This window comes from Rhizobium sp. RAF56, from assembly GCF_052113965.1.
In the GTDB taxonomy this organism is placed as follows: Bacteria; Pseudomonadota; Alphaproteobacteria; order Rhizobiales; family Rhizobiaceae; genus Rhizobium.
Genome location: NZ_JBFRDU010000001.1, coordinates 157,899 through 182,780, shown reverse-complemented (window position 1 = coordinate 182,780; position 24,882 = coordinate 157,899). Strand labels below are relative to the sequence as shown.

The window sequence follows — 24,882 nt, the reverse complement described above, 5'->3', positions numbered from 1 at the left end:
GCCGTTTGCATGGGTAATCCCCTCGTGACGATCCTCAGGGCCAAGGATTATCGCCGCATGCCGTGGAAGAACGGCGGCGGCGAGACGGTAGAGATCGCGGTCTTTCCTGAAGGCGCCGGCCTTGCCGAATTCGAGTGGCGGATCAGCATGGCAACCGTTGCCGCCGATGGTCCGTTTTCCGTTTTTCCCGAGATCGATCGGACGCTGTCGATTATCGACGGCGCCGGCATGACGCTTGCGATCGATGGCCGCGAACCGGTCCTGTTGACCCAAGACAGCGAGCCGCTGCCCTTCGCCGCCGACGCGCCAACCTCCGCGACGCTTGTGAAAGGCGCAATCACCGACCTCAACGTTATGACGCGGCGCGGCGCGCACCGGCACAGCGTTGCGCGCGCGGTTGCGGACAACAGACGGACCATCGAATTGACGACGGCAACGACGCTCATCCTGTGTGACGGCAGCCGCCTCGATGTCACGGGGGCTGAACTGAACGCAAGCCTTGCCGCACGCGATTGCCTCGTAATACACGGCCACTGTCAGGTGGTGCTCTCAGGCGAAGGGCGATACTTCGTGATCGCGATTGAGCAGGTATAGACATTCGGTCAGCACCGCTTCTTGACGTGCAGCCATACGGCCTATCCTATCGCCGCGAGCCGATCTGGAGAGTGCTGCATGAGCGACGATAGCGAACCCACCGACAGCAAGCTGACCTTGTCGAAGCGCCGCTGGGCCGCCGAAGGTAAGTTCCTGACCGGGCGCATCAGCCGGCCCGAAACGGAGCGACTGCCACCCGGTCAGCATCTGGTGAAAAACTGGCCCGTCCTCGACCTTGGTCAGCAACCGGTCATCGCCTTGGAAAGCTGGCGTCTTGAGGTCCGCGGGCTTGTCGACCACCCCCTCGATCTCAGCTGGGCGGTATTTCAATCGCTCGATCACACCAGTCGCCTCACCGATATCCATTGCGTGACGACGTGGTCGCGCTATGACAACACCTGGGAGGGCGTGTCGACACGTGAATTGCTGGATCACGCCATGCCCAAATCCGAAGCGAACTACGTCATGCTGACAAGCTACGACGGCTACACCACCAACCTGCCCCTTGCCGATTTCGCAGCCGAGGATGCCATCCTGGCAACGCGTTGGGAGGGCATGCCGCTTTCGCGCGATCATGGCGGCCCGATGCGGCTTGTTGTGCCGCATCTCTATTTCTGGAAGAGCGCCAAATGGCTGCACCGCATAGAATTTCTCACGGCGGACAAGGCCGGATTCTGGGAGAAGAACGGCTATCACATGTACGGTGATCCCTGGCGAGAACAGCGCTATTCGGAGGAATGACGCGCGTCGTTTGGGTTGTTGCCGCCGTGTATTTCCCATCAATTTTTCGTGATGACATAAAAACGCGGAACTTTTGGAGATCTCCCGACTTCAGTGATTCGCCACCAACCCGGGAGACTAGGGCGATGTTCCTCAGATCAGTTGCAATCTCGGCATTCATCATCGGCATAGCAGGTACCGCCGCCGCGCAGAACGACACGCGCACGACGGAAATGTTCAAGGGGCCGCGTTTGCATCAGGCCTTCTCAGGTACTGACCATTCCAAGGATTCGATCCTTCCGAATGGCAACATCAATCTCGATCCGTCGATTACCGGCAGCGTCAACGACACCAATAGCTTCAGCCAGCCGCGGCTTCAGTGCGACTCGAGCCCGAACACGGTCGGCAACCGGGCAAACACGTATAATCTCGGCGCCATTTCCGGTTGCCAGTGACGCATCGAAACGTGTGACTTGCGCTTATCCCCTTGGATCGAACCGCTTCGGTTCGAGGGATTATGCGCTGTCTCGCGTCTTCAGTATGGCTGAGAACCTTGGATCGAAGGTGCGGCTGATGGGTTCGGCCGCAGCTCCGAGCGCGCTTGCCCAGGGGTCGCTCATGCCGAGTTGAAGGCGAGGCGCGCGTCGGTCGCGGTGCTCCGCAATCGAGGGCAAGAGCGGATGCATGGCCTCTATCAGCAGACGCGCCAGCGGTTCCGGCGCCGTACCGCAAAGGATGACGCTTTCGGGGTCGAATATCGTCTCGATGAGCTGAACGCTCCAGCGCAGATCCGTGGCCGCCGAGCCGATCCACGACATCAGCATCGGATCCCTGTTTTGCGAGGCAGCCGCCAGCGCCTGATAGAGATCCGGATCGGCGGCGTTCATACCCATATGCTGATAAAGCGAGGCCAGCGACGCGCGATGCTCCAGCGGCCGGCGCTCGCCCTGTTCTGAGCTGGGAGGCGACAGGACCATGCCGATCTCACCCGCATTGCCGGTCGAGCCGCTGTAGAGTTCGCCGTTCAAAATCAATCCGGCGCCGATGCCGTAGCCGAGATAGAGGCAGACGGCATGATCGAGGCCATGCGCGGCCCCGACCATCCGCTCCGCGGTGGCGGATGCGGCGGCATCGTTTTGAAGGCCGACTTCGAGCCCCGTTCCGGCAGCAAGCGTTTCCAGCAACGGAAAATTCTGCCAGGCCGCCATCATCCAGGGGTCGTCATCCTTGGCCTCCAACCCGAACGGGCCTGGCATGGCAACGCCAAGACCCACCAATCGCTTTTCGGATTGCCGGTGGAGTGTCCCGAGGTCCCTTCGCACACCCTCTATCAGGTCGAGGATCGCCTTCACTCCCAAGGCGGGAGATCCGAGCGAAAGGCTTGTTTCTGCGCGCACCAGCACGTTGCCCAGCAGGTCGACCGCGACAGCCCTGGTCAGGTATCTGTCGATGTGTAGGCCGATGGCAAAGGCGCCTTCGGCCACGAGCCGGTATGGCGTCGATGGTTGACCGCGGCCACGCCTGACGGCATCGAGCGAGACAACGAGCCCGTCGCCTTCGAGCTCTTCTACGATGTTGGAAACGGTCTGCTTCGTGAGCCTTGTAGCGCGCGCCAGATCCGCCCGCGAAAGCGAGCGGTTCACCCTCAGCGCATCCATGATCACACGCCGGTTATGGGCGCTGGCGCCTTCCTGATTGGTGCCGGTTTTGGCGCGGATCGGGCGAACATCATCCATTGGCTAATTCCCTCTTGACTTAAGTAGAATGTTGAAGAACAAATAAGTCAAGACAATTGACTTAATAAGGAACCGCAGAGTTCCGGGGGAACGCAGAGGCGGAAGACCGCTACGGTCCAAACGCCCAACGACGCTCCGACATGCTTGCCGGCGCCGCGTTCGCGCGACGTCATCCGTACCCGCGATGCGCCATCGTCAGTGTGGACATCGCATGTCATCGCGACCGTCAGTCACTGGAGGATGGAATGTTGAAATCAAGACACACAGCGCTTCTCGGCGCCGCTCTGATCGGAGCATCGTTCGCAACGCACGCCTATGCCGAAACGACGCTGAACGCGCTGTTCATGGCGCAGGCGGCCTATAGCGAGGCGGATATCCGTGCGATGACGGAGGCCTTCACCAAGGCCAATCCGGACATCAAGGTCAATCTCGAATTCGTGCCCTACGAAGGCCTGCACGACAAGACGGTGCTGGCACAGGGCTCCGGCGGCGGTTATGACGTCGCACTCTTCGATGTGATCTGGCCTGCCGAGTATGCGACCAACAAAGTGATGGTCGACGTTTCCTCGCGTATTACCGACGACATGAAAAAGGGCGTGCTGCCCGGTGCGTGGACGACGGTCCAATATGACGGCAAGTCCTACGGCATGCCCTGGATCCTCGACACCAAATACCTATTCTACAACAAGGACATTCTCGAGAAGGCCGGCATCAAGGCGCCGCCGAAGACTTGGGAAGAGCTTGCCGAACAGGCAAAGACCATCAAGGACAAGGGCCTGCTCGCAACCCCGATCGCCTGGAGCTGGTCGCAGGCCGAAGCCGCGATCTGCGATTACACCACGTTGCTCAGCGCCTATGGTGGCAAGTTCCTCGATAACGGCAAGCCGGCCTTCCAGACCGGCGGCGGTCTCGATGCGCTGAAATATATGGTTTCCAGCTATGCCTCTGGCGTCACCAATCCGAACTCGAAGGAATTCCTTGAGGAAGACGTCCGCAAGGTATTCGAGAACGGCGATGCCGCCTTCGCGCTGAACTGGACCTATATGTACAACCTTGCCAACGATCCGAAGGAAAGCAAGGTTGCCGGGAAGGTCGGTGTCGTGCCAGCTCCCGGGGTTGCCGGCAAGAGCGAAGTCTCGGCGGTCAACGGCTCGATGGGTCTCGGCATCACCGCGACCAGCAAGAATCAGGACGAAGCCTGGAAATACATCGTCTTCATGACTTCGCAGCCGGTGCAAAACCAGTACGCCAAGCTCAGCCTGCCGATCTGGGCGACGTCCTATGACGATCCGGCGGTCACAAAGGGCCAGGAAGAGTTGATCGCCGCCGCCAAGCATGCACTTGCCGCAATGTTCCCGCGCCCGACGACGCCGAAGTATCAGGAGCTTTCCACCGCCTTGCAGCAGGCGATCCAGGAATCGCTGCTTGGCCAGGCAAAACCGGAAGATGCGCTGAAGACGGCCGCCGACAACAGCGGCCTCTGACGGAAGCCTAATCGCATCCGCCGATGTCCGGGCGGCGTTCCTCCCACGCCGCCCGGATCCGTTTTTGCAAACTCAGATGTTCACGAAGGAGCGCCTCATGTCCGGCAGCTCGATGACAACCCGCGCCTGGCTCCTGATGCTTCCGCTGCTTGCGGTGATGGTAGGCGTCATCGGATGGCCGCTCGTCGATACCGTGGGGCTCTCCTTCACCGACGCCAAGCTCGTCGGCACGCCTGGCACCTTCGTCGGGCTCGACAACTACGTGAAGATGATCAGCGGTGCCAACTTCCAGCGCACGCTCATCACCACGACGCAATTCGCCGTCATTTCCGTTTTTGCCGAAATGGTGCTCGGCGTCCTCGCGGCGCTGCTACTCAATCAGGAATTCCGAGGGCGTGCCCTGTTGCGCGGGCTGATGATCCTGCCCTGGGCACTGCCGACCGTGGTCAACGCCACACTATGGCGACTGATCTACAATCCCGAGTACGGCGCGTTGAACGCTGCGCTCACCCAGCTCGGTATCATTGACGCCTACCGCTCATGGCTCGGCGAGCCGGGCACCGCGCTGGCCGCACTTATCGTCGCCGATTGCTGGAAGAACTTTCCGTTGGTGGCGCTTATAGCGCTTGCCGCCCTGCAGGCAGTGCCGCGCGACATCACCGCCGCCTCGTTGGTCGACGGCGCCGGCGCTTTCAACCGGTTTCGCTTCGTGATCCTGCCTTATCTTGCCGGCCCGCTGATGGTGGCGCTGGTGCTTCGAACGATCGAAGCCTTCAAGGTTTTCGATATCATCTGGGTCATGACACGAGGGGGACCGGCCAACAGCACCCGCACGTTGTCGATCCTCGTCTATCAAGAGGCCTTCTCCTTCCAGCGTGCCGGATCCGGTGCATCGCTTGCGCTGATGGTCACGCTGCTGGTGAGCGTGCTTGCGGCCGCCTACGCAGCCCTGGTGCGCAAAAGCGCGGGGAGTGCCGCCTGATGGAACGCCAAAGCCCTGTCTTCACCGCTTTCGTGTATGTCGCCGCGCTCGTTCTTGCGGCCGTCATCCTGGCGCCGCTCGTCTGGCTTTTCGTCATGAGCATATCGCCGGCCGCTGATCTCGCTGCCAAGCCGCTGCGCTGGTGGCCGCAGGCCGTCGATTTTTCGCGGTATGCCGTGCTGCTCTCCCGGCTCCAAAACAGCGCCGGCGCGGCCTTCACTGCCTCGCTCTTCAACAGCCTCATCGTATCGGGAATGGCAACGATCGCGGCCGTCGCACTCGCCATTCCTGCCGCCTGGGCGGTTTCGCGCACGCCGTCGGTCGGCTGGTCACTCTACATGGTGATCGCCACCTACATGCTGCCACCGGTCGCGCTTGCGGTGCCGCTCTACATGGGCCTTGCCTATTTCGGCTTGCTCAACAATGTCTTTGGGCTGGCGCTGGTGTACCTCACCATACTTGCGCCGTTCACCACCTGGCTGATGAAGTCCGGTTTCGATTCTATCCCGCGCGAAATCGAAGCCGCGGCGATGATGGATGGCGCGAGCCTGTTCCAGACGCTCCGCATCATCACGCTGCCGCTCGCCGCACCGGTGCTCGCGACGTCGGCGCTGTTCGCGCTGCTGCTTGCCTGGGACGAATTCTTCTACGCGCTGCTCTTCACTTCGGACCAGCGTGCCAAAACTCTCACCGTCGCCATCGCCGATCTCGCGGGCGGCCGCGTGTCCGACTACGGACTGATCGCTACCGCGGGCGTGCTTGCCGCCTTGCCACCCGTCGTGATCGGTCTCGTCATGCAACGCGCCTTGATTTCAGGGCTGACCAGCGGCGGCGTCAAAGGATGACCATGAACTCGAACAGCAACCGCCCAACCGGCTTGCAGGCGATCGATCGCGAGATGGCCCGCCAGCACGTCGACGCCATCGCCTCCTTCGAGGGCGCGTGTGAGACAGCCGCGACAGTCGCCGCCTCGGTGGAGGTCACCGGCAGCATTCTGCTGCTCGGCATGGGCGGCTCGCACGCCGTCAACCGCGCCGTCGAGCCGCTCTACCGCGCGGTGGGCATCGAAGCGATCGCCGTTCCGCTCTCCGAGCAACTTTGCCAGCCGCTGCCGATCGACGATCGCACCGTGCTCATCACGTCCCAATCCGGTGAGAGCGCCGAGGTGCTGCGCTGGTTCCAGGAAAACGACGGCGGCACGCAACACACCTTCGGCCTGACGCTGGAAGGCTCCTCGTCGCTCGCCAAGACCGCACCGTCGCTCGTCGGTGCCGGTGGCACCGAGCTTGCCTTTGCCGCGACGCGAAGCTTGACGGTCAGCTTCGCGTTGCATCTCGCGATCCTCGCCGCCTTGGGCAACGATCCCACGGCCGCACTTGCCGCGCTTCAGAAAGAAACCACGAAGGACAACGCGCCGGCGCTCGCCGCTTTCGCAAATGTTTCAGCGGTGGTCACCTCTGGCCGCCGTCTGCAGGGCCTTGCGGAAGCACTGGCGCTTGGCCTTACCGAACTCTCTCGCCGCCCCTGCTTTTCGCTCGAAGGCGGTCAGCTTCGTCACGGACCGATGGAGATGCTGGGGCCGGAGATCGGTGTCGTGCTCTTCCGCGGGCAGGATCACACCTCCGCGCTTGTGACCGCGATGGCCGTGTCGGCCGTGGAGACCGGCTCGCCCGTCATCATCTTCGACTCCTCTGGCGAGGCGGCCGTAGCGGGTGCAACGACGATCCCATTCGAGCCCGCTGCGGACATGGCGGCGATATTTGCGATGCTGCCTGTCGCGCAGCGTTTCATGGTCGCCTTCGCCGACGCTCGCGTCGAGAACGCAGGGACGCCGGTCCGCTCGACCAAGATCACCCGGAGTGAGTGAGATGCGTCCGCTTGCAGTTATCGGCAACGTCAATGTGGACCTGATCCTGGGACCAGCCGAGCCGTGGCCCAAGGCGGGGACCGAGGTTATCGTCGACCACGACGAGCTTCGCGTTGGCGGCCAGGCAGGCAACAGCGCACTTGCTTGGGAAGCGCTTGGCGTTGATTTCGACATTGCCGCCCATGTCGGCGCCGACGAGTTTGGCCGCTGGCTGCGCGAATCCTTTGGGGACCGCGCTGAGAAGTGGACTGTCGGCCCCGAAGGCACGACGCTTTCGGTCGGGATCACCCATCCGGACGGCGAGCGGACCTTTTTCACCACGCGGGGACACTTGCCGCGCTTTTCGCTGGCGGACGTCTTTTCCGTTCTCGACGGCGACACGCTTTCCGGCGGCTACGCGCTTTTGTGTGGCTCCTTCCTGACCGACGACCTCACCGCCTCTTATCCCGGCTTGTTCGACTGGGCGGATCGCCATGGCATCACGGTGGCGCTCGATACCGGCTGGCCGATGGACGGCTGGACGGAGGCGAACAAGCAAGCCACACGCGGCTGGTTGTCGCGTTGCGGATGCGCCTTGCTCAACGAGGTCGAGACGACGACGCTTTCGGGTCTTTCTGATCCGATCGAGGCGGCACGGGATCTCAAGAGCCACATGCCGGCCGGCGCTATCGTCGTCGTCAAGCGGGGGCCCGAAGGCGCCATTGCGATCGATGCCGACGGTTTGCTTGTGTTAGCCGCAGCACCGACCGTCAAGGTGGTCGATACGATTGGCGCGGGCGACGTCTTCAACGCCGCCTTCCTTGCGGCGCTTGCCGAGGAGAAGCCATTGGCCGCCTGCCTCGAAGCAGGAACTACCGTCGCCTCCCGCGCCATTTCCACCCTGCCCCGCAGCTATGGCGGCCCATCGTCGCCCGAAACCGGAGAGTTTCGCCGATGAGCGCGCTCGATATCCAGAATATCCGCAAGACCTATGGCGACGTCGAAACGCTGAAGGGCATCGACATTTCGCTCGAAAGCGGCGAATTCCTGGTGCTGCTTGGTTCTTCTGGATGCGGGAAATCAACGCTGTTGAACATCATCGCCGGCCTTGCTGAGCCGACCGGCGGCGACATTCTGATCGGCGGCCGTTCGGTGCTTGGCGTGCATCCGAAGGATCGGGATATCGCGATGGTGTTCCAGTCCTATGCGCTCTATCCGAACCTGACCGTCCATCGCAACATCGGCTTTGGCCTTGAGATGCGCAAGGTTCCCGCCGACGTCCGTGACAAGGCGGTGCGTGATACTGCAAAGCTGTTGCAGATCGAACCGCTGCTCGAGCGCAAACCCAGCCAGCTCTCTGGAGGCCAGCGCCAGCGCGTCGCCATCGGCCGCGCGCTGGTCCGCAAGCCGGAGGTCTTTCTGTTCGACGAACCGCTCTCCAATCTCGATGCCAAGCTGCGCATGGAGACCCGCACCGAGCTGAAGCGTCTGCACCAGATGTTGAAGACCACGGTCGTCTACGTTACCCACGACCAGATCGAAGCAATGACGCTTGCAACCCGCATCGCCGTCATGCGCGACGGACGGATCGAACAGCTCGGCACGCCGGAGGAGGTCTACAATCAACCGGCCACGCTCTATGTCGCCGGCTTTGTCGGCGCGCCGCCGATGAACATGCTGAACGTGACCGTCAAGGGTGAGCAATTGGCGATCGACAATTCCGAGATGGTTCTGCCGCTTCCGGCGCGCTTTCGTGGCATCGCGACCGATGGGCGCAGGCTCATCCTCGGCGTGCGGCCCGAGGCTATGCGCCTCGGCGAAGGCGGTGGCCTGACGCTGAAGGCCCGCGTGGATGTGGCCGAACTGACCGGTCCGGAATTGGTGGTGACTGCGCTCGTCGGCAATCAAGGGATCATGGCGAACCTGCCGCCGCGTTCAGCCGTGGCGACAGACGCGGAATTGACGCTGGTCTTCGATGAGCAGGCAATGCACCTCTTCGATCCCGAGAACGGCCGCGCTCTCGCTTGAGAAATGCTCAGACCAGAGCAACATCCATGCCGCGAAAGCGATCCGACGCACTGAGCAGCGGCTGACGATAGTAGCGGGCGCATGCATAGGTCATGCAGTCGTTGAGATCGAGAGCCGCCACACCTTCCTCGCCGGCGCGGCGCGCATAGGCCTCGCATGCAAGCGTGGCGGCTCGCGGCGGCACGGCGAGACACTGGATGTTGACGACCTGCAGAAAAGCCCTGACGGCGGCGTCGGTATCCGCGATCGGCAGCGACAGCGTCTGCGAAACGGCAATGGCGGCCCGCGCCGCCTCGATCGGAGACGTCATCCGACTGGAAGCGGTCTGCAGCCGGCGGGCGAACACTCGTGCTGCCTCTTCATCGCTCATCATGGCAGCAATCACGGAGTGATCGACGAACATCAGGTATCCACCTTGCCTGGGGCGGAAGCATTGTCCGCCCGTTTCCTCAACTCACGACAGAAGGCGACCGCGATATCCTCCAGCGCCGGCTTCGTCATCTCTTCGTCGAGAGCCTTCTGAAGCGCGCGGCGCACGGCCTCCGACTTCGACGGCGCCTGCGTCAGTGTCTGGTAACGTCGCGCCAGCCGGTCGACGGCGTCGTCCTTGATGTAAAGCGGCATGCCTTCTCCTCGATTGCATTCAGATGTCTTCACCAGCCGGCGCGACACTATTGCCCGTTTCGCCGGCGACGGTGAAGGGCGGCGCTTGCAAAGGAAATATCGCTCTTGATCTCCCGCGTCGCCATCGAGGTGATCGTGCGGTGGACCCCCGGAAGGCGGCTCAATTCCTGCCGCAGCAGGCGATCTAGGTCGGACATATCGGCGGCAAGCACGTGGAGCAGATAGTCCGCCTCACCTGTCGTCGCATGGCAGCGCCAGATGAGCGGATGCTCGCGCACCGCCGCCTCGAAGGCTTCGAAGCGCTCCGGGTCGATCGAGATCTGGACGAAAGCCTCGATGCCGAAGCCGAGCAGAGCCGGATCGAGCATCGTGCGGTAGCCACGGATCACGCCGGCTTCTTCCAGCGCCTTCACCCGTTTCCAGCACGGCGTCTTGCTGAGACCCACCTGGTCGGCCAGTGCCGCAAACGAAAGCCGCGCGTCCGCCTCGAGAGCCGTGACAATCTTCTGATCAAGTGGATTGAGGTCCATCGTTCTACAATTTTCCCATTGGATGCAGCATACGTTCTCGTTATCCTGCATTTTGAATGACAATTAGAAACAATGTTCAAGTGAAAATTCCGTATCCTTTTATTACTAAAGCGCCAAATACGAGGAACGGCACATGCAGAAGGAAGACTACTACGCTCGCATCGAGCAGCCCGAATTGCGCGACTACGGGGTCTACCTCAAGGTCGACAAGCTGCTTGACTGTCAGAAGCCGCTCTCCGACATGGTCAACGCCGACGAGCTGCAGTTCCAGGTCGTCCATCAGGTCGAAGAGCTGTGGATGAAGCTGATGGCGTATACGCTCGTCGATGTCATCGACTACCTCGAAAAGGCCGACACACACCGCATCGTGACCTTGATGGGACGCGTCCACCGGCTGATGCGCATGATGACGCAGCAGCTCGATCTCCTGGAAACCATGTCGCCGAAAGAATACCAGGAGATTCGCCTGCAACTCGGCAACGGCAGCGGCCAGGAATCCCCGGGGTTCAAGTTTTTGCTGCGCATCCCCCCTGATCTCTGGAAAGCCTTCAGGACCACCTATCTCGAAGGCCGCAACCTGACCGTCGAAGACGTCTACGATGCCAAGTACGACCACGGCGACAGCTATGTCGTGGCGGAAGCGCTGGTGGAATTCGATGAGTTGTTCCAGAAGTTCCGGGCTCATCACGTCTACCTTATCCACCGCTCCATCGGTCTCGGCTCGAAGTCGCTGAAGGGCCGTCCCGTGGACCTCTTGCAGGCAGGCGCTCGCCATCGCTTCTTCCCGGAGCTCTGGGATATCCGTTGCGACATGACGGATCGATGGGGAGCCGAATACGGTGTCGTTCGCGACACCCTGCCGCGACCCGAATCAGCTGCCGAATGAACGCTCCGCAGACCGCGTATCGCGCGGTCTGCCCACGCCCGGACTGAGATATTTCCACTCGTTAACGCGAATTCCCGGCTAAAGACGTAGAAATTAACAACGTTTCGACAATCGCCTAGATTCCGCCACGATCCCCAATAGTTTGAGCCTCAAAGAATTTGGGCAGGGCATTCGCATTTCATGGCCGACAATTTGTTGAATGTTCAGTATCCGCCGGAATCGGCCATTCCGGCGAGCACTGTGGCAAACGCGTCAGGCATCCCTCTCCTTCCTGGTTCTCCCCACCTCAGACACGCCTTTGCGGTTGGCCTCGCCGCCTGCACGTCCGTGGCGCTGCTCTCGGCGGTTCTCTATCCGATCGCTACCCGAACCGCCGTCGCGGCCGCTGTGCCCGCCCGTCCAGCAGAAATCGTCCCGCCCATTCCCGCCATGGAAAAAAGCGCCCGGCTTGCAACGAAACGCCGCTTCGACGGGAACCGCTTTGCCGAGGTGGCCGAGCAGCTTTCCAGCGGCGAGACACGCATCTTCAAGTACCACCGCACGACGCTGGTGTTCAGGGGAGACAGCGAGCGAGCCGAAGCCACTCTCGTGTCGGCAAGGGCGCGGCCCGAAATAGACGATTTCCTGCCCGGTCCGTCATTCCTCGATTTCCGCGATTTGACTGACACGATCCCGCTCGTTCGCACCACCGCGAAACGCGCGCGTCTCCCCCTCAACGGCGTGCCGCTCAACATGAGCGTCGCTGCCGCCGGGCCGGCGCCGACGCGCGAAATAAAGCGGCTCGTGACGATGCCGAAGAGCCGCCAGGATCTGGCCGATATTCTTGAGAGCGCCGGCGTCAGCGCCGACCATCGCGAGGAACTTGCGCGAGCGCTCGCAACGGACGCTGTAGCACCAGGCGACAGCTTGGAGCTACTGCTCGAAACGGATCCTTCCGACGCGCAGCCGAAGCTCATCATGGCCAAGCTGAACGGCGAAAAAGGCCGCCACGAAAAGGTGGTTGCGAAGGACGATTCCAACGGATTCGTGCCCCTTGCCGACGACCGCCTGTTTTCGACGCTCTATAGCGAAGGCCAGGCCGACGCGCCGTCGTCCTCCGAAGTTGCCGCCGTCGATCTCAAGGGCATGCGCGGCGCGGGCGCGCTCAAGCGCAGGCTCGAGAATGCCGGGCTGTCATCCAATGCCGTCGCCGATCTCATGCGGCTTGCGAAGGCGAACGATGTCGCGCTCGACGATAGCGACGATGCCCCCGACAGCATCGATCTCCTGTTTCGCAAGTCCGATGACGGCAAGACGGAGCTTATGTTCATCGAATTCCACACCGGCGACGAGGCGCACCGCTTCTATCTTCACCGCGACGGAACGGACGCTCCATCCGAGTTCTACGACGAGGCTGGTCGCTCGGTTGCAAAGGTTCTCGCCCACAAGCCGGTTCCCGGCGGCAAGCTGGGCGATGGTTTTGCCTGGCGAATCCATCCGGTTCTCGGCGTGAAGAAGTTCCATAACGGCGTCGATTTCCGTGCGCCGATGGGCAGCCCGATCCTGGCGGCAGGCGACGGCATCGTCTCGAAGATCTCGGAAGAGACCGGCTACGGAAAATACGTCCGCATTCGCCACGATTCGGGCTATGAGACCACCTACGCGCATATCGCGTCTGCCGTATCGGACCTGAAGGTGGGCCAGCGCGTCACGCAGGGACAAACGATCGCCTTCGTCGGCTCGACTGGCTATTCGACCGGCCCTCACCTCTACTATGAACTTCGCGTCAACGGACGCTACGAGGATCCGATGACGGCCTCCCTGCCGGCCGGAACGAACCTCAAGGGCAAATCGCTCGCGAACCTGCGCTCGCAGGTCGATCACGTCGAAAACATCATGAGCTATCTGGATGTGCCGCAGCAGGGCGAAACCAGCCCCTTCGCGGTAGCCAAGCCGCAACCGGCCGGCACGCAGAAGCGATAGGCGCGCCTATCCGTCCGCCCGAACCCTGATCACGGTCGCTGCGATCTTTTCGCCGAGCACCCCTGGATCGCAGGAGAAAATGCTGTCCGGCCGGCCTGCGGCGCACCAGACGACCTCATGCGCCAAGAGGCTTTCATCCAGGAACACCGGCAGCGCGACCTGATGCCCGATCGGGCCAACGCCCCCGATGGCAAATCCGGTCTCTTCCCGCACACGATCGATATCAGCCCGCTTCAGGCGAAGTCCGTAGGTCGCGGCAATGAAGGCGACGTCGGCATTGTGCGCTCCGGACACGAGGAGCAGCACGAGCCGGTTCGTTTCCGCATCGACGAAGACCAGCGATTTCACGATCTGGCCGACGTGGCAGCCGGCGGCGCTTGCGGCCTCTTCGGCTGTTCGCGTCGACTGCTCCATGCGTCTGACGACGATATCGAGGCCGAGCTCGCGCGCGGCCTCTTCAACACGCTCCAGGCTCGACAGTTTTTTAATGTCCTCGCTCACAGGTGCTCATCCTCCACGTCAATCTCGAAACGCAACTGATCGAAAGCCGGCTCAACATGTGGTGGCGTCTCGGCGAGCACGGTCTCATAGTCGAGCGGCGTATGCATGTGCGTCAGGATCGCCCGCTTCGGCTTCAGGCGCTCGATCCACGCCAGCGACTGCTCCAGCGACAGGTGGCTCGGATGCGGACGATATTGCAGGGCATCGACGATGAAGACGTCAAGGCCTTCTAGTCTTGCAACAGTTTCCGCCGGGAAATCACTGACATCGCTGCAATAAGCGACGCTCCCGATTCGAAATCCCAAAGAGCGGATGTCGCCATGTACCTGCCGAAGGGGCTGGAAATCGATGGCCCCGCCCGGACCGTTAATGACGAACGGCGCCTCGAGATCTTCGATGATCACAGGGTCGACAATCGCGGGGTAGTTGCTGCCGGGTGGCGTCTCGAGGCAGTAGGAGAAACCTTCGCGAATGCGCTCCATCGTCGGCTGGTCCGCGTATATCGGAATCCGATGATGGGCGGTGTGGAAAAAGCCGCGCAAGTCGTCCATGCCGTGAATATGGTCCGCGTGAGCGTGCGTATAGAGTACGGCATCGACCGCCGCGACACCCGATCGGATCATCTGATCGCGAAAATCGGGGCCGGTATCGACGACCACGGTTGTCAGGCCGCCGTCCGGGCCGATCTGCTCGACCAGAAACGCGGCGCGCGTGCGACGGTTCTTCAGGTTCTTCGGATCGCAAGCGCCCCAGTCGCCGGTGATACGAGGTACGCCGGGGGACGACGAGCAGCCGAGAATGGTGAAGCGTCGCCGGAAGGTCACGCCGTCAGATCCTCGGCAACTTGGAGAAGATACGATAGGCATTCTCCGTGGTGAAGGCACTGACCTCCTCGAAGCTCACGCCCAGCGTGTCGGCAAGCACCTCGGCGGTATTGACGACATAGGCCGGTTCGTTGCGTTTTCCCCGCCAGCGCTTCGGCGCCAAGTAAGGCGCATCGGTCTCCACCAGCAACCGGTCACGCGGGATCGTCTTCGCGATCTCGCGCAACTCTTCCGATTTCGGAAACGTCAGAATACCGGAAAACGAGACATAGCCGCCAAGCTCGACGCCGGTCCTTGCAAGTGCGGCACCTGACGAGAAGCAGTGCAGGATGAAGGGGAATGCGCCCTTCCCGGTTTCCTCGACAAGGATCGCCGCCATGTCCTCGTCAGCCGCCCTGCTATGGATGACCAACGGCAACTGCGTTTCGCGCGCGGCGGCGATGTGGCGAAGAAAACCGGTTTTCTGATCTTCTGGCTTCACGGTGTCATAGAAATAGTCGAGGCCGGCCTCGCCGATCGCGACGACTTTCTCGTGAGCCGAAAGGCGCACCAGATCCGCGATTTGAATGTCGAGTTCCTCGTCGGCGTTGTTCGGGTGTGTGCCAACGGAGCAGAATACCGAGGGATAGGCACGCGCAAGAGCCAACAGCCCGTCGAGTTTGCGCACGCGTGTCGAAATGGTCACCATCTGGCCGACACCGGCCGCGCGGGCGCGCGCCACGATATCGTCGCGCTCCTCGACGAAATCTGCGAAATCCAAATGGCAGTGCGTGTCGATCAGCATCTTGTCTGTCTTCTTCCGGCATGGACACCGGGCGCGGCACGCCCGGCACTCTCTGGCTTCACGCGCGGTACGCCGCGTTGATCAGTCCGTCGTCTCCGGTGGGACATAGCGCGGGAACACCGGTTTGGGAGCCTCTAGCGGCGTGCCCGGCACAAGGCGGCCGGCTGCACCCAGGCTTGCGAAATCCCGCTTGTCGGCGGGAATGGCGACGAGATCCAACAGCTTGCCCGCCGAGCCCGCCATGAAGGGCTGCAAGAGGATCGCGATCTGGCGCACGACATCGGCCGTGACGTAGAGCACCGTCGCCATGCGCGCCGGGTCCGTCTTCTTCAGCGCCCAGGGCTCCTGGCCGGCGAAATAGCGATCGGCTTCCGAGACCACCGCGATGATCGATGTCACCGCGCGGTGAATGAGCTGCTTTTCCATGTCCTGGCGCGTGATGTCGAGCAGCGCATCGGCCTGCGCCAGCATCGCCTTGTCCTCGTCCGTCAGAGGTCCGCACTCCGGAATCTTTCCGTCGCAATTCTTTACGATCATCGACAAAGAGCGGCTGGCGAGATTGCCGATGCCGTTGGCAAGGTCGGAGTTGATGCGGGTCGCGATCGCTTCCTCGCTGTAGCTGCCGTCCTGGCCAAAAGAGACCTCGCGAAGGAAAAAGTAACGCACCTGGTCGAGGCCGAAATGGTTTACGAGGTTGACCGGATCGACCACGTTGCCGACCGACTTCGACATCTTCTCGCCCTTGTTCAGCAGGAAGCCATGGGCATAGACGCGTTTCGGCAGCGGCAGCTTCGCCGACATCAGGAAGGCCGGCCAGTAGACGGCGTGGAAGCGGATGATGTCCTTGCCGATGATGTGAATATCGGCTGGCCAGAATTTCGCGCGCGGGCCGTTCTCATCGTCGAGATAGCCGGTTGCGGTGATGTAGTTCGTCAGTGCATCGACCCAGACATACATGACGTGCGCCGAATCGTCCGGCACCTGGATGCCCCAGTCGAAAGTGGTGCGCGAGATCGACAGATCCTTCAGCCCCGACTTCACGAAGGAAATGACTTCATTGCGGCGTTCCGCCGGGCCGATGAAGTCAGGGTTCTCCTCATAGAGCTTCAGGAGTTTGTCCTGGTATTGAGAGAGGCGGAAGAAATAGCTTTCCTCCTGCACCCACTCCACCGGCGTTCCCTGCGGACCATAGCGCACGCCGTCGGCGCGCAGCTCGGTTTCGTTCTCCTGATAGTAGGCCTCGTCGCGAACCGAGTACCAGCCGGCGTAGCTGTCCTTGTAGATATCGCCGTTTGCCGCCATCCGTTTCCAGATCGCCTTGGACGCCAGATGATGGCGCTGTTCCGTCGTACGGATGAAATCATCGTTCGAGGCGTTGAGCAGCTTGCCCATTGCCTGGAATTCCGCCGAGTTGCGGTCTGCCAGTTCCTGCGGAGCGACGCCTTCGGCACGCGCCGTCTGCTGCATCTTCTGCCCGTGCTCGTCCGTTCCCGTCAGGAAGAACACCTCGCGGCCGTCAAGACGTTGATAGCGAGCCATGGCGTCCGTCGCGATCAATTCGTAAGCATGGCCGATATGCGGCTTGCCGTTCGGATAGGAGATCGCGGTGGTGATGTAGAACGGGGTTTTTTCAGTCATGGCCGGCATCGTCCCTATGGCGGGTCTATTGTTATTTTTGCACCGCACGCTCTTAGCGCAAGTTCCGCCCAAGCGAAACATTAAGTTTCGGCAGAGCTAAACCGACACCCGTGCCCGGCTGTCGGCTTGACTCGACCTCGGCCCGCCGTCTACCCATGGGAAAAGCAGCGGCGAGGACCAACAAAAACGTGAGACTGACTTCCTTTCATCAAACGTTTTTCAGCGCCGCGCAGGAATACAAACCTTGAGCTTTGCCGAGGCTTTCAATCCCCTCTATTCTCTTTCCGGCCTCGTCGTCGGCATGCTCGTCGGGTTGACCGGCGTGGGGGGCGGATCGCTGATGACGCCCTTGCTGGTGTTGCTCTTCGGAGTCCATCCCGCCACGGCTGTTGGCACCGACCTGCTCTACGCAGCGGTCACGAAATCCGCTGGAACCGCGGTCCACGGCTTTCATGGCCGCGTAAACTGGAAAATTACCGGGACACTCGCTGCCGGCAGCGTTCCCGCCGCACTTCTGATGTTGTGGGCTCTGGCCGGCGTCGATCGCAGGAGCCTGTCCGTCACCAACGCGATTACCTTCTCGCTTGGCTGTCTCCTGTTCATAACGGCGCTGATGCTGGTGTTTCGCAACCCGCTCTTAAAGGCGGCGCGACGCTGGCGCGGCGAACGCGAGGCAGTATCCGCCCGCACGATCGCCTTGATGACAGTCATTCTCGGCCTGGTGCTCGGCGTGCTCGTGACGCTGACTTCGGTCGGCGCCGGCGCGCTCGGCGTAACGGTGCTTCTCGCGCTCTATCCGCATTTGGATGTCCGCGAGATCGTCGGTTCGGACATCGTGCATGCGGTGCCGCTCACGCTCATCGGCGGCTTGGGCTATTGGATGATCGGCGAGATCGATTGGGTGATGCTGCTGGCCCTGCTGATCGGCTCCATACCCGGGATCGTCGTCGGCAGCCTTATCTCTCCACGCGTGCATGAGCGCGTGATCCGCATGGTGCTTGCGGCAACGCTCGTCATCGTCGGCTGTAAGCTGGTTGCCTGAGCACATCGACGAAATACGGAGCAGTTTTCCGCCATAGATAGCGCTCAAACGCCGGAAAGCTGCTGCTTCAACTCGCCAAGCACCGTGAGGATCGTCTGCTTACGGTCGAGATTATAGGCCTGCGATACCGTGATCCGCTCATTGATGTCGGCGTAGAGCCGCGCCAGTCGTTCAGCCCGGCCGATCCCGCCCTGCATAGCGGCGGCACGCGCCCGCTGCATGACGTCGTCTCCGATGTGCGACACGAAGAAACCGAAGATGGTGTCGCTGTCCTTGCCGGAAAGCGCATCGGCCAGGCGATGCATGGCCCGACGCGCCGCCGGCCCCTGCGATCCAATCACCTGCTCGTAGGCCTCGATGATATCGCCACCGCCGTAGTTTAAAAGCTTCAGCGCCTCGCCGACACTGCCCTTGGCTTCCCCGAGCAGGGCCTGGCTGTCGGCTGTGGCAACGCCGAGATGGGCGAGCGCATTGCTCAGCGCCGCATCTCCGAGAGGCGACAGCCGCAGCGGCTGACAACGGGAGCGGATTGTCGGCAGGAGTTTGCCCGGCGCATGCGACAGCACCAGGAACAATGCGCGTTTCGGCGGCTCCTCCAGAATCTTGAGAATGGCGTTGGCCGCGTTGCGGTTCATCTCATCGGCGGGATCGATGATCACGATACGCCAGTTTCCCGTCCCTGACGTTTGCGAGAAGAACCGGCCGGCGCGCCGCACCTCGTCGACCGTGATCGCCGATTTCACCTTTCCGGTCTTCTCGTCCACCGGACGCGACAGATAGAGAAGGTTGTGCGAGGCGCCGGCAGCGATCTGGCGGCTCACCATGGAAGCCGGATCCGGATCGGCGATAGTATCCGGAGCCGTAGCCGGATCAGGATGATTGAGTACGTGATTGGCAAAGCGGAAAGCGAGCGTCGCCTTGCCGATCCCCTCCGGCCCCTCGATCAGAACCGCGTGGTGCCCTTTGCCCGATCGATAGGATTGCGCCAGAAACGCTTCTGCCGCTTCGTGACCGAAGAGACGCGTATTTTCCGCAGGCGGAATGGCGCCATCGAGAACGCCCGGCCTTTCTTCACTCATCGTGCCGGCTCCGCATTGGCGAGCGGTGCCAACTTCGGCATCAGGAACGTTTCGACCACGGCAAGAATTTCCGCCGCAATCTCAGCTTCGCCCTGCATCGCATCAACCACCCGGCAGCGCTCAGGCTCGCGCGCGGCGATGTCCAGGAATGCCAAACGCCGCTTTTCGTGCGTCTCGATTTCCTCCTTCTCGAAGCGATCCGGCTCGCCCGTCGCTTCGACGGCACCACGCCTTCGCGCCCGCTCCAGGCCGACGCTGGCGGGCAGATCGAGTATCACCGTGCAATCGGGAACGACGCCGTTGACCGCAATGCGCTGCAGCGCCTCGATGAATTCCGGCTCGAGATTGCCTGTGACGCCCTGGTAGACCCGCGACGAATCCATGAAGCGGTCGCAAAGAACGATCGTGCCACGGTGAAGCGCGGGGCGAATGCGTTCCTCGACGTGATCGTTGCGCGCAGCGGCAAAGAGGATCGCCTCCATTCGAGTGCCGAACATTTCGGCCGCGCCCGACAGAAGCACGTGGCGCACTGCCTCCGCACCGGACGAACCGCCCGGCTCACGCGTCATCAGGACATCGTGGCCGCGGCGAAGCAACGCCTCCGCGAGGCGGCGGATCTGCGTGGACTTACCCACCCCCTCGCCGCCTTCGAAGCTCACGAACAACCCGGTTTCGTTCAGCAATGCTCACATCCTGCATGCGCGACGCGCGCGGCGTCGTTTCGTCGATTTGTTGAGTTAGCCTAAAGACAACGCTTAACAAATCCAACCACAAACGCGTTGGGCGAAGTTTTTGCGGATTTGAACAGAGATTTTTGAAGGTGGCCCCTCGCCTGATCTCAGGTCGCAGCGGGAGCGTCCCAAAGCCATGAAAACAGAAGCGTTTCCGTAAGCTCGACAAGCGCGTCGTAGGCCCGGCTGCTAAGCGATCCGCGCGAAACGGCGTCGACCGTATAGAGAGGCACCTCGCGAACGATGCGCGCACCCGAGAACACCTTGAGCGTGCCCGCCTCATATCCCGCCTCGAGCGGCGCCGAAAGCGGCCAGCGATAGACGATGCGGGCGGAAAGCCTTTCAGGGTTGTTGATCGGCACATAGACGTCGACTGCCGATTTCGCGGCCAGCGCAACCGAAGACGACGCTCCGCCGTAGACGCTGGCAGCACCGATCACCTCGCCCTCGGCAAAGATGCGCTGGCTCTGGAAGTTGCTGAGGCCCCATTCGAGCACGCGCTTGCTTTCCTCGGTCCGTTCCTTGTCGCTGCCGAGCCCGCCGAGCGCAACAAAGAGGCGACGTCCATTACGCTCGAGGGATGCCACGATCGAAAATCCCTCGCCCTCCGCATAGCCGGTGCCAAGGCCGTCGACGCCGATACTCAAAGGAAGCAGCGGATTGCGATTGCGCTGGAAGATCCTGTTCCAGGTAAAGTCCGGCTGTCCGAAATATTTGTATTGATCCGGAAAATTCTGTTGCAGGTCCTGCGCCAACGTCACAAGTTCCCGCGCGGAAACCTTGCTCGGCGCGTCGGGCAGTCCCGTGGAATTTCCGAATACCGCCCTCGGCATGCCGATTTCGCGGGCGCGCAGCGTCATTCGGCGCGCAAACTCCCGCTCGCTGATCGAAATACCCTCCGCCAGTACGATGCAGCCGTCGTTTGCCTGCTGGATCGCAACGCCTTGGACCAGATCCGCAACGCGCATCTTCGACTTCAAAGCCGCAAACATTGTCGAGGCGCGCGAGGGCGCCCCGCCGGTACGCCAGGCATTTTCGGAGACGGTGTATTCGGTGTCCGACGTGATCGTGCCTCGATGAAGCGCATCGTAAACCACGTCTAGCGTCATCAGCTTTGCGAGCGATGCCGGCGAAAAAGGCGCATCCTCGTTTTTGGCAAGCAGAGCAGTCCCCGTCGATCCCTCGATGAGGAAGGCCTGCTGCGCCTTGGTCTCGAAGGACGGCGGCGCATTGTCCGCCGCCGCGGCGACGCCACACGCGCCAATCAGGAACAACGCTACTCCAACGCGCCTCAGCATGTCGGCTCCCCAAAACCCGATCCAGCCGCGACCAGACTAGCCGCGGGCAAAGCTCAAGAGCAATATGTTTAGAGTGCCCGGTGAGAGTTTCTAATTCCTATACGCGGCGGGCGCCGCGCGAAAATATGCGCCCTGCGTTCACGATCTCGCAGTCGCCGCCATGCCGCGCCACAGCGTCATTCGGTAACGACGGTACCCTGCCGCTCGCGCTTATATGCGGCCAGGATCGATTGTTCGGTAAGCCCATCGTTGCGAACCATCACCGCATCGAAGGCGAGCTTGACGTACACGGTCTTCACCGGCTCCTCGCCATAGGCCGTCACCAGCTGCGTATCGAGGCTGGCAACTTTTCCCCGCGAATAAGGCCTCTCTTGGGGAATAGGAACGACCAGCGGCAACGCCGCCGGAACGGCCGTACCGACGGCGGCCGGTTGCGGCACGGGCGCGACGCCGCCCCAAACCATGGTCGGCTCACGGCCGCGGGCTGGCGCGCTCGGCGTCGAGCCGGCATAGGCGGTCGCGGAATAAGAAACCGGAACGGGGACGACTGACGGAGCAGGTGCCGGCACGGGAACTGCGACGGGCGCTAAAGCGACCCGCTTCGGCGCACGTTCCGTCGCGCCGTCATAGGCCGGCAACTGGTCCGCCGTCATGCGATTGGAGGCCACCATGACGCCGGTCGCAATCTGCCCGCCGGGATTGATGCTCGGAACGCGCGAACCCTTCGGGATGTAGGACGCCATGAGATATGGCATGTCGTGACCGTCGAGCGGCGCGCGGCCGACATACTGGACGCGCACCTTGCCGGTGCCGCTGTCGCGCATGTCGAGCAGGTCCGCTGTCTTGTTGGAAAGATCGATCAGACGGTCGGAATGATAGGGGCCACGATCGTTGACGCGAACGACGACGGAAGAACCGTTTTCGACGTTGGTCACGCGCGCATAGCTCGGCAGCGGGAAGGTCGGATGTGCGGCGGACAGTCCGAGCTGGTCGTAGACTTCACCGTTCGCGGTCAGGCGCCCATGGAAGGCCGAACCGTACCAGGAGGCGACGCCGGTCTTGTTGTAGGAATAGTCTTCCTTCGGGTAGTACCACTTGCCGCGAACGACATAGGGATCGCCGACCATGTAGCGGCCGCCGCCCTTCGGAATATTGTTGCCGTAGGCGACACGGGGACTGGCCTTCACCCCATATTCCTTTTCGGCGAAATATTCCTTGCCGTGGCTACGCTTCTCAGCGACATGCGTCGAGCCGCAAGCGGTCACCGTCGCGCACATCAGCGACAAACCGAAGCCTCGCAAAGCCGTTGCGTATGTCCCCGCAGCAATCTGAAAATTCATCTGTCCTACGCCGTTACTCGATGCACACATGACCGGGAAGACCGTGTCCACCCCTCAGCGGACAACTACCCCCGCAAGCACTAACGGCCCATTAATCATGATTATATCGTGTCAAATTTGCGATGCATTTCGGCAATATCCGAACAATTCTAACGATCATGGTTAACCAAGCCTTGCTTTCCGCCTCCCCTTGGCGCCAACAGATCCCTATGCGATCCCTGTCGTCGGCCGCTTTCACACGCTTTTCTCTGTCCGCGCGCTCGCTTTCCAGCAGCCGTGACACCCGTCGTCGCCGGTTGACGCTGGCATGCGAAACGCTATAAAGCCCCGGACCACCACCTGATGGACGTCGCCGAGGAAACATCGCCGACGAGTTCCCATCTGAGCGACGGAAGAGTGTCCGAGTGGTTTAAGGAACCGGTCTTGAAAACCGGCGTGCGGGAAACCGTACCGTGGGTTCGAATCCCACCTCTTCCGCCATTTTTTGGCGTAAAAACAATATGTTACCTATTCAGCAAAAGCGAAGCTGCTCCCCCAGGGGTTAGGTAGCATCACCCAATTCCTCGTACCTAAGGATTATTGCGCCTCGATGGCGGCGTCGCCACCTCTATGCGATCACCGAGAGGAGATCACAACCATGAAAGCCCTGATCTATAGTGCGATTCTTGCCGTGATCGTGATCGTTCCAGCAGTGGCGCTTGCCTCGAAAATCATTGGCAACGGCTAGCAAGCCAACCGTCTTTTCTGACGCTAAATTACAGCATTCGCTCCGCGCGAGGATTGGCCGTGGTGGCCTTCTTGAGAAGAGCCAACGAGACTAGCCGTTGGCTGTTAGGCGCTTGGATCGCAGGGCTCGGTGGTTTCGAGCCCAATCGCCACTGAGCCTTGTGGTCCACGCCTACCGAGATCTCTTTCGTAGTTTAAATAATGCAAGACAGCGGGGCTTCGGCCCCGCCGCCTTCCGCGTAGGGCGTCACGCCCTTTGTCGCTGCTGAAATAGTTTTCGATACCACCTGCCCTGGCATGCGCCAGCGGTCCACATCCGGGGAACGCTCCACTCTCACTATTTGGCATGGCGCCTCTACGTCGAATGGACGGTCTCGGCCCACTGGAGCCACACTGCACGTTCGCCTAGCATGGCAAGATGTATCTCGATCGATTCATCAAAGTGGCCGCCTGGCTCTCGCTTTGCGCGATCATCTTCGTGACGATATCCCCAATCGGCTTGCGTCCGCGGGACGTCCTGCCGGTGGATGCCGATCGCGCACTATCCTTTACGGTGGTGGCGATGCTTTTCGTAACCGCCTATCCCAAGCGTTTTTGGCTTTGCGCCCTTCTCCTCATTTGTGGCGCGGCTGCGATGGAACTTCTGCAGCTTCTATCCCATACCAGGCACGCGCGGCTTCAGGATGCCTCCGTAAAGGCTATCGGAGCGGCCGTCGGGGTGTGCGTCGGGTATGGGATCAACAAGGCTCGCCAGATAGTCAAGGAGGCGAGGCTCGACACGTAGAGCCGGAACGCCGCCCGGTACAGCAAGCCGATTTGGTTTAGGGCTGAGCGCTATCCATCATCACACTCGTATGGGCTTCGGCCATGGCTCGCTGCAGGTCATCGATCGCCGAAGCCGCGGGCGTCGGCTCGCCCTGGAGTTCCGGCGCCACTTTCCACCCCGGATCCACGCCCTGCATGTTGGGTAGTTCGTGCGCTATGCCCTTGTGGCAGTCGATGCAGGTAGCCTTGCCGGCAAGCAGGTAGCGCGTGTGGATTTCGGCGGCGCGCGTCGTTTGTTTCGACAGGTCCATGGCAACGGATGAGTGGCAGTTGCGGCATTCGAGGCTGTCGTTCGCCTTCATCCGCGCCCACTCGTTCTGTGCCAGCTTTAGCCTGTGATCGAGGAATTTCCGCCGCGTATCGATCGTTCCAAAGATCTTCCCCCAGACCTCCTTCGAGGCCTGCATCTTGCGGGCGATCTTGTCGGTCCACGCGTGCGGCACATGGCAATCCGGGCAAGTCGCGCGCACGCCGGAGCGGTTGGAGAAATGGATCGTGCGAGTGAGTTCTTCATATACGTTCGATCGCATCTCATGACACGAGACGCAGAATTTTTCCGTATTGGTCAGCTCGAGCGCGGTGTTGAACGCGCCCCAGAACATCACGCCGCCGACGAAGCCACCGAGCGTCAGGAAGGCGAGGCTCAGCGTTGCTGCCGGCGTGGTCAACATTTTCCAGACCCAGCGGAGAACCCCCATCATC

Annotated in this window: 26 protein-coding genes and 1 tRNA gene; 14 read left to right on the top strand and 13 right to left on the bottom strand. The window is 61.6% G+C overall.

The annotated features are described in order from the left end of the window. Nucleotides 1-9: 9 nt before the first annotated feature. The 3 genes from AB4048_RS00830 to AB4048_RS00820 all read left to right on the top strand — a co-directional run bounded on the left by AB4048_RS00830 (nt 10) and on the right by AB4048_RS00820 (nt 1,769). A complete protein-coding gene (locus tag AB4048_RS00830; RefSeq protein ID WP_442200005.1) occupies nt 10-594 on the top strand; it encodes a HutD/Ves family protein in 585 nt (194 codons plus the stop codon). Between the two features lie 78 nt (nt 595-672). Beyond that, nucleotides 673-1,335, top strand: a complete 663-nt coding sequence (locus tag AB4048_RS00825) for a sulfite oxidase-like oxidoreductase (RefSeq protein WP_442200004.1) — start codon at nt 673-675, stop codon at nt 1,333-1,335. Nucleotides 1,336-1,460: 125 nt separating this feature from the next. Further along, entirely contained in the window at nt 1,461-1,769 is a 309-nt protein-coding gene (locus AB4048_RS00820) for a hypothetical protein (protein WP_442200003.1), read from the top strand. 60 nt (nt 1,770-1,829) lie between these two features. Here AB4048_RS00820 and AB4048_RS00815 read toward each other — a convergent pair whose 3' ends face one another. Beyond that, entirely contained in the window at nt 1,830-3,050 is a 1,221-nt protein-coding gene (locus AB4048_RS00815) for an ROK family transcriptional regulator (RefSeq protein ID WP_442200002.1), read from the bottom strand. 245 nt (nt 3,051-3,295) lie between these two features. Here AB4048_RS00815 and AB4048_RS00810 point away from each other — a divergent pair, with 245 nt between their 5' ends. The 6 genes from AB4048_RS00810 to AB4048_RS00785 all read left to right on the top strand — a co-directional run bounded on the left by AB4048_RS00810 (nt 3,296) and on the right by AB4048_RS00785 (nt 9,390). After that, nucleotides 3,296-4,534 carry an extracellular solute-binding protein gene (locus tag AB4048_RS00810; protein WP_442200001.1) on the top strand — a complete coding sequence of 413 codons (1,239 nt, stop codon included), beginning with the start codon at nt 3,296-3,298 and terminating at the stop codon, nt 4,532-4,534. Nucleotides 4,535-4,631: 97 nt separating this feature from the next. Continuing rightward, complete coding sequence (locus tag AB4048_RS00805) at nt 4,632-5,516, top strand: carbohydrate ABC transporter permease (RefSeq protein WP_442200000.1); 885 nt, start codon at nt 4,632-4,634, stop codon at nt 5,514-5,516. Then, nucleotides 5,516-6,361, top strand: a complete 846-nt coding sequence (locus AB4048_RS00800) for a carbohydrate ABC transporter permease (protein ID WP_442199999.1) — start codon at nt 5,516-5,518, stop codon at nt 6,359-6,361. Before AB4048_RS00805 ends, AB4048_RS00800 begins: the two co-directional genes overlap by 1 nt. A 2-nt stretch (nt 6,362-6,363) precedes the next feature. Beyond that, the gene (locus AB4048_RS00795; protein ID WP_442199998.1) at nt 6,364-7,383 is read left to right on the top strand and encodes an SIS domain-containing protein; all 1,020 of its coding nucleotides are present in this window, start codon (nt 6,364-6,366) and stop codon (nt 7,381-7,383) included. A 1-nt stretch (nt 7,384) separates the two neighbouring features. Further along, entirely contained in the window at nt 7,385-8,320 is a 936-nt protein-coding gene (locus AB4048_RS00790) for a PfkB family carbohydrate kinase (RefSeq protein ID WP_442199997.1), read from the top strand. After that, the gene (locus tag AB4048_RS00785) at nt 8,317-9,390 is read left to right on the top strand and encodes an ABC transporter ATP-binding protein (RefSeq protein ID WP_442199996.1); all 1,074 of its coding nucleotides are present in this window, start codon (nt 8,317-8,319) and stop codon (nt 9,388-9,390) included. The genes AB4048_RS00790 and AB4048_RS00785 overlap by 4 nt, the downstream gene beginning before the upstream one ends. Nucleotides 9,391-9,397: 7 nt before the next feature. On the opposite strand, the gene AB4048_RS00780 is transcribed toward AB4048_RS00785, so the two are convergent. Genes AB4048_RS00780 through AB4048_RS00770 form a run of 3 tightly spaced genes read right to left on the bottom strand, consistent with a single transcriptional unit; the run spans nt 9,398 to nt 10,544 of the window. Continuing rightward, entirely contained in the window at nt 9,398-9,793 is a 396-nt protein-coding gene (locus AB4048_RS00780) for a type II toxin-antitoxin system VapC family toxin (protein WP_442199995.1), read from the bottom strand. Further along, nucleotides 9,793-10,014 carry a type II toxin-antitoxin system VapB family antitoxin gene (locus AB4048_RS00775; RefSeq protein WP_442199994.1) on the bottom strand — a complete coding sequence of 74 codons (222 nt, stop codon included), beginning with the start codon at nt 10,012-10,014 and terminating at the stop codon, nt 9,793-9,795. The genes AB4048_RS00780 and AB4048_RS00775 overlap by 1 nt, the downstream gene beginning before the upstream one ends. 47 nt (nt 10,015-10,061) lie before the next feature. Beyond that, nucleotides 10,062-10,544, bottom strand: a complete 483-nt coding sequence (locus AB4048_RS00770) for an Lrp/AsnC family transcriptional regulator (RefSeq protein WP_442199993.1) — start codon at nt 10,542-10,544, stop codon at nt 10,062-10,064. A 133-nt stretch (nt 10,545-10,677) separates the two neighbouring features. Here AB4048_RS00770 and AB4048_RS00765 point away from each other — a divergent pair, with 133 nt between their 5' ends. Then, nucleotides 10,678-11,430, top strand: coding sequence for a tryptophan 2,3-dioxygenase family protein (locus tag AB4048_RS00765; RefSeq protein ID WP_442199992.1), 753 nt, complete (start codon nt 10,678-10,680; stop codon nt 11,428-11,430). A gap of 180 nt (nt 11,431-11,610) precedes the next feature. Continuing rightward, nucleotides 11,611-13,392 (top strand): M23 family metallopeptidase, encoded by a 1,782-nt coding sequence (locus AB4048_RS00760; RefSeq protein WP_442199991.1) that lies wholly within the window; start codon nt 11,611-11,613, stop codon nt 13,390-13,392. Nucleotides 13,393-13,398: 6 nt separating this feature from the next. Here AB4048_RS00760 and AB4048_RS00755 read toward each other — a convergent pair whose 3' ends face one another. The 4 genes from AB4048_RS00755 to metG form a co-directional block, all read right to left on the bottom strand. After that, nucleotides 13,399-13,893: a YbaK/EbsC family protein gene (locus AB4048_RS00755; protein ID WP_442199990.1), complete on the bottom strand. Its 495-nt coding sequence runs from the start codon at nt 13,891-13,893 to the stop codon at nt 13,399-13,401. Further along, nucleotides 13,890-14,717, bottom strand: a complete 828-nt coding sequence (locus tag AB4048_RS00750) for an MBL fold metallo-hydrolase (protein ID WP_442199989.1) — start codon at nt 14,715-14,717, stop codon at nt 13,890-13,892. The genes AB4048_RS00755 and AB4048_RS00750 overlap by 4 nt, the downstream gene beginning before the upstream one ends. 4 nt (nt 14,718-14,721) lie before the next feature. Next, nucleotides 14,722-15,501 carry a TatD family hydrolase gene (locus tag AB4048_RS00745; RefSeq protein ID WP_442199988.1) on the bottom strand — a complete coding sequence of 260 codons (780 nt, stop codon included), beginning with the start codon at nt 15,499-15,501 and terminating at the stop codon, nt 14,722-14,724. An 81-nt stretch (nt 15,502-15,582) separates the two neighbouring features. Beyond that, nucleotides 15,583-17,139, bottom strand: a complete 1,557-nt coding sequence (gene metG / locus AB4048_RS00740; RefSeq protein ID WP_442199987.1) for a methionine--tRNA ligase — start codon at nt 17,137-17,139, stop codon at nt 15,583-15,585. Between the two features lie 244 nt (nt 17,140-17,383). Here metG and AB4048_RS00735 point away from each other — a divergent pair, with 244 nt between their 5' ends. Beyond that, the gene (locus tag AB4048_RS00735; protein WP_442199986.1) at nt 17,384-18,181 is read left to right on the top strand and encodes a sulfite exporter TauE/SafE family protein; all 798 of its coding nucleotides are present in this window, start codon (nt 17,384-17,386) and stop codon (nt 18,179-18,181) included. Nucleotides 18,182-18,225: 44 nt separating this feature from the next. On the opposite strand, the gene AB4048_RS00730 is transcribed toward AB4048_RS00735, so the two are convergent. The 4 genes from AB4048_RS00730 to AB4048_RS00715 all read right to left on the bottom strand — a co-directional run bounded on the left by AB4048_RS00730 (nt 18,226) and on the right by AB4048_RS00715 (nt 22,629). Further along, nucleotides 18,226-19,260 (bottom strand): DNA polymerase III subunit delta', encoded by a 1,035-nt coding sequence (locus AB4048_RS00730; protein ID WP_442199985.1) that lies wholly within the window; start codon nt 19,258-19,260, stop codon nt 18,226-18,228. Continuing rightward, complete coding sequence (gene tmk / locus AB4048_RS00725; RefSeq protein ID WP_442199984.1) at nt 19,257-19,943, bottom strand: dTMP kinase; 687 nt, start codon at nt 19,941-19,943, stop codon at nt 19,257-19,259. The genes AB4048_RS00730 and tmk overlap by 4 nt, the downstream gene beginning before the upstream one ends. A gap of 155 nt (nt 19,944-20,098) precedes the next feature. Then, the gene (locus AB4048_RS00720) at nt 20,099-21,289 is read right to left on the bottom strand and encodes a D-alanyl-D-alanine carboxypeptidase family protein (RefSeq protein WP_442199983.1); all 1,191 of its coding nucleotides are present in this window, start codon (nt 21,287-21,289) and stop codon (nt 20,099-20,101) included. Nucleotides 21,290-21,465: 176 nt separating this feature from the next. Beyond that, nucleotides 21,466-22,629 (bottom strand): septal ring lytic transglycosylase RlpA family protein, encoded by a 1,164-nt coding sequence (locus AB4048_RS00715; RefSeq protein ID WP_442199982.1) that lies wholly within the window; start codon nt 22,627-22,629, stop codon nt 21,466-21,468. Nucleotides 22,630-23,019: 390 nt separating this feature from the next. Here AB4048_RS00715 and AB4048_RS00710 point away from each other — a divergent pair. Both AB4048_RS00710 and AB4048_RS00705 read left to right on the top strand, forming a co-directional pair. Next, a tRNA-Ser gene (locus tag AB4048_RS00710) sits at nt 23,020-23,109 on the top strand. A 664-nt stretch (nt 23,110-23,773) separates the two neighbouring features. Next, nucleotides 23,774-24,139, top strand: a complete 366-nt coding sequence (locus AB4048_RS00705) for a VanZ family protein (RefSeq protein ID WP_442199981.1) — start codon at nt 23,774-23,776, stop codon at nt 24,137-24,139. A 37-nt stretch (nt 24,140-24,176) separates the two neighbouring features. Here AB4048_RS00705 and AB4048_RS00700 read toward each other — a convergent pair whose 3' ends face one another. Further along, entirely contained in the window at nt 24,177-24,881 is a 705-nt protein-coding gene (locus AB4048_RS00700) for a cytochrome c3 family protein (RefSeq protein ID WP_442199980.1), read from the bottom strand. Between the last annotated feature and the right edge of the window lies 1 nt (nt 24,882).

Coding starts and splice junctions, on each gene's coding strand:
- AB4048_RS00830 (WP_442200005.1), top strand. CDS start 10: ATGGGTAATCCCCTCGTGACGATCCTCAGGGCCAAGGATTATCGCCGC.
- AB4048_RS00825 (WP_442200004.1), top strand. CDS start 673: ATGAGCGACGATAGCGAACCCACCGACAGCAAGCTGACCTTGTCGAAG.
- AB4048_RS00820 (WP_442200003.1), top strand. CDS start 1,461: ATGTTCCTCAGATCAGTTGCAATCTCGGCATTCATCATCGGCATAGCA.
- AB4048_RS00815 (WP_442200002.1), bottom strand. CDS start 3,050: ATGGATGATGTTCGCCCGATCCGCGCCAAAACCGGCACCAATCAGGAA.
- AB4048_RS00810 (WP_442200001.1), top strand. CDS start 3,296: ATGTTGAAATCAAGACACACAGCGCTTCTCGGCGCCGCTCTGATCGGA.
- AB4048_RS00805 (WP_442200000.1), top strand. CDS start 4,632: ATGTCCGGCAGCTCGATGACAACCCGCGCCTGGCTCCTGATGCTTCCG.
- AB4048_RS00800 (WP_442199999.1), top strand. CDS start 5,516: ATGGAACGCCAAAGCCCTGTCTTCACCGCTTTCGTGTATGTCGCCGCG.
- AB4048_RS00795 (WP_442199998.1), top strand. CDS start 6,364: ATGAACTCGAACAGCAACCGCCCAACCGGCTTGCAGGCGATCGATCGC.
- AB4048_RS00790 (WP_442199997.1), top strand. CDS start 7,385: ATGCGTCCGCTTGCAGTTATCGGCAACGTCAATGTGGACCTGATCCTG.
- AB4048_RS00785 (WP_442199996.1), top strand. CDS start 8,317: ATGAGCGCGCTCGATATCCAGAATATCCGCAAGACCTATGGCGACGTC.
- AB4048_RS00780 (WP_442199995.1), bottom strand. CDS start 9,793: ATGTTCGTCGATCACTCCGTGATTGCTGCCATGATGAGCGATGAAGAG.
- AB4048_RS00775 (WP_442199994.1), bottom strand. CDS start 10,014: ATGCCGCTTTACATCAAGGACGACGCCGTCGACCGGCTGGCGCGACGT.
- AB4048_RS00770 (WP_442199993.1), bottom strand. CDS start 10,544: ATGGACCTCAATCCACTTGATCAGAAGATTGTCACGGCTCTCGAGGCG.
- AB4048_RS00765 (WP_442199992.1), top strand. CDS start 10,678: ATGCAGAAGGAAGACTACTACGCTCGCATCGAGCAGCCCGAATTGCGC.
- AB4048_RS00760 (WP_442199991.1), top strand. CDS start 11,611: ATGGCCGACAATTTGTTGAATGTTCAGTATCCGCCGGAATCGGCCATT.
- AB4048_RS00745 (WP_442199988.1), bottom strand. CDS start 15,501: ATGCTGATCGACACGCACTGCCATTTGGATTTCGCAGATTTCGTCGAG.
- metG (WP_442199987.1), bottom strand. CDS start 17,139: ATGACTGAAAAAACCCCGTTCTACATCACCACCGCGATCTCCTATCCG.
- AB4048_RS00730 (WP_442199985.1), bottom strand. CDS start 19,260: ATGAGTGAAGAAAGGCCGGGCGTTCTCGATGGCGCCATTCCGCCTGCG.
- AB4048_RS00720 (WP_442199983.1), bottom strand. CDS start 21,289: ATGCTGAGGCGCGTTGGAGTAGCGTTGTTCCTGATTGGCGCGTGTGGC.
- AB4048_RS00715 (WP_442199982.1), bottom strand. CDS start 22,629: ATGAATTTTCAGATTGCTGCGGGGACATACGCAACGGCTTTGCGAGGC.
- AB4048_RS00705 (WP_442199981.1), top strand. CDS start 23,774: ATGTATCTCGATCGATTCATCAAAGTGGCCGCCTGGCTCTCGCTTTGC.
- AB4048_RS00700 (WP_442199980.1), bottom strand. CDS start 24,881: ATGATGGGGGTTCTCCGCTGGGTCTGGAAAATGTTGACCACGCCGGCA.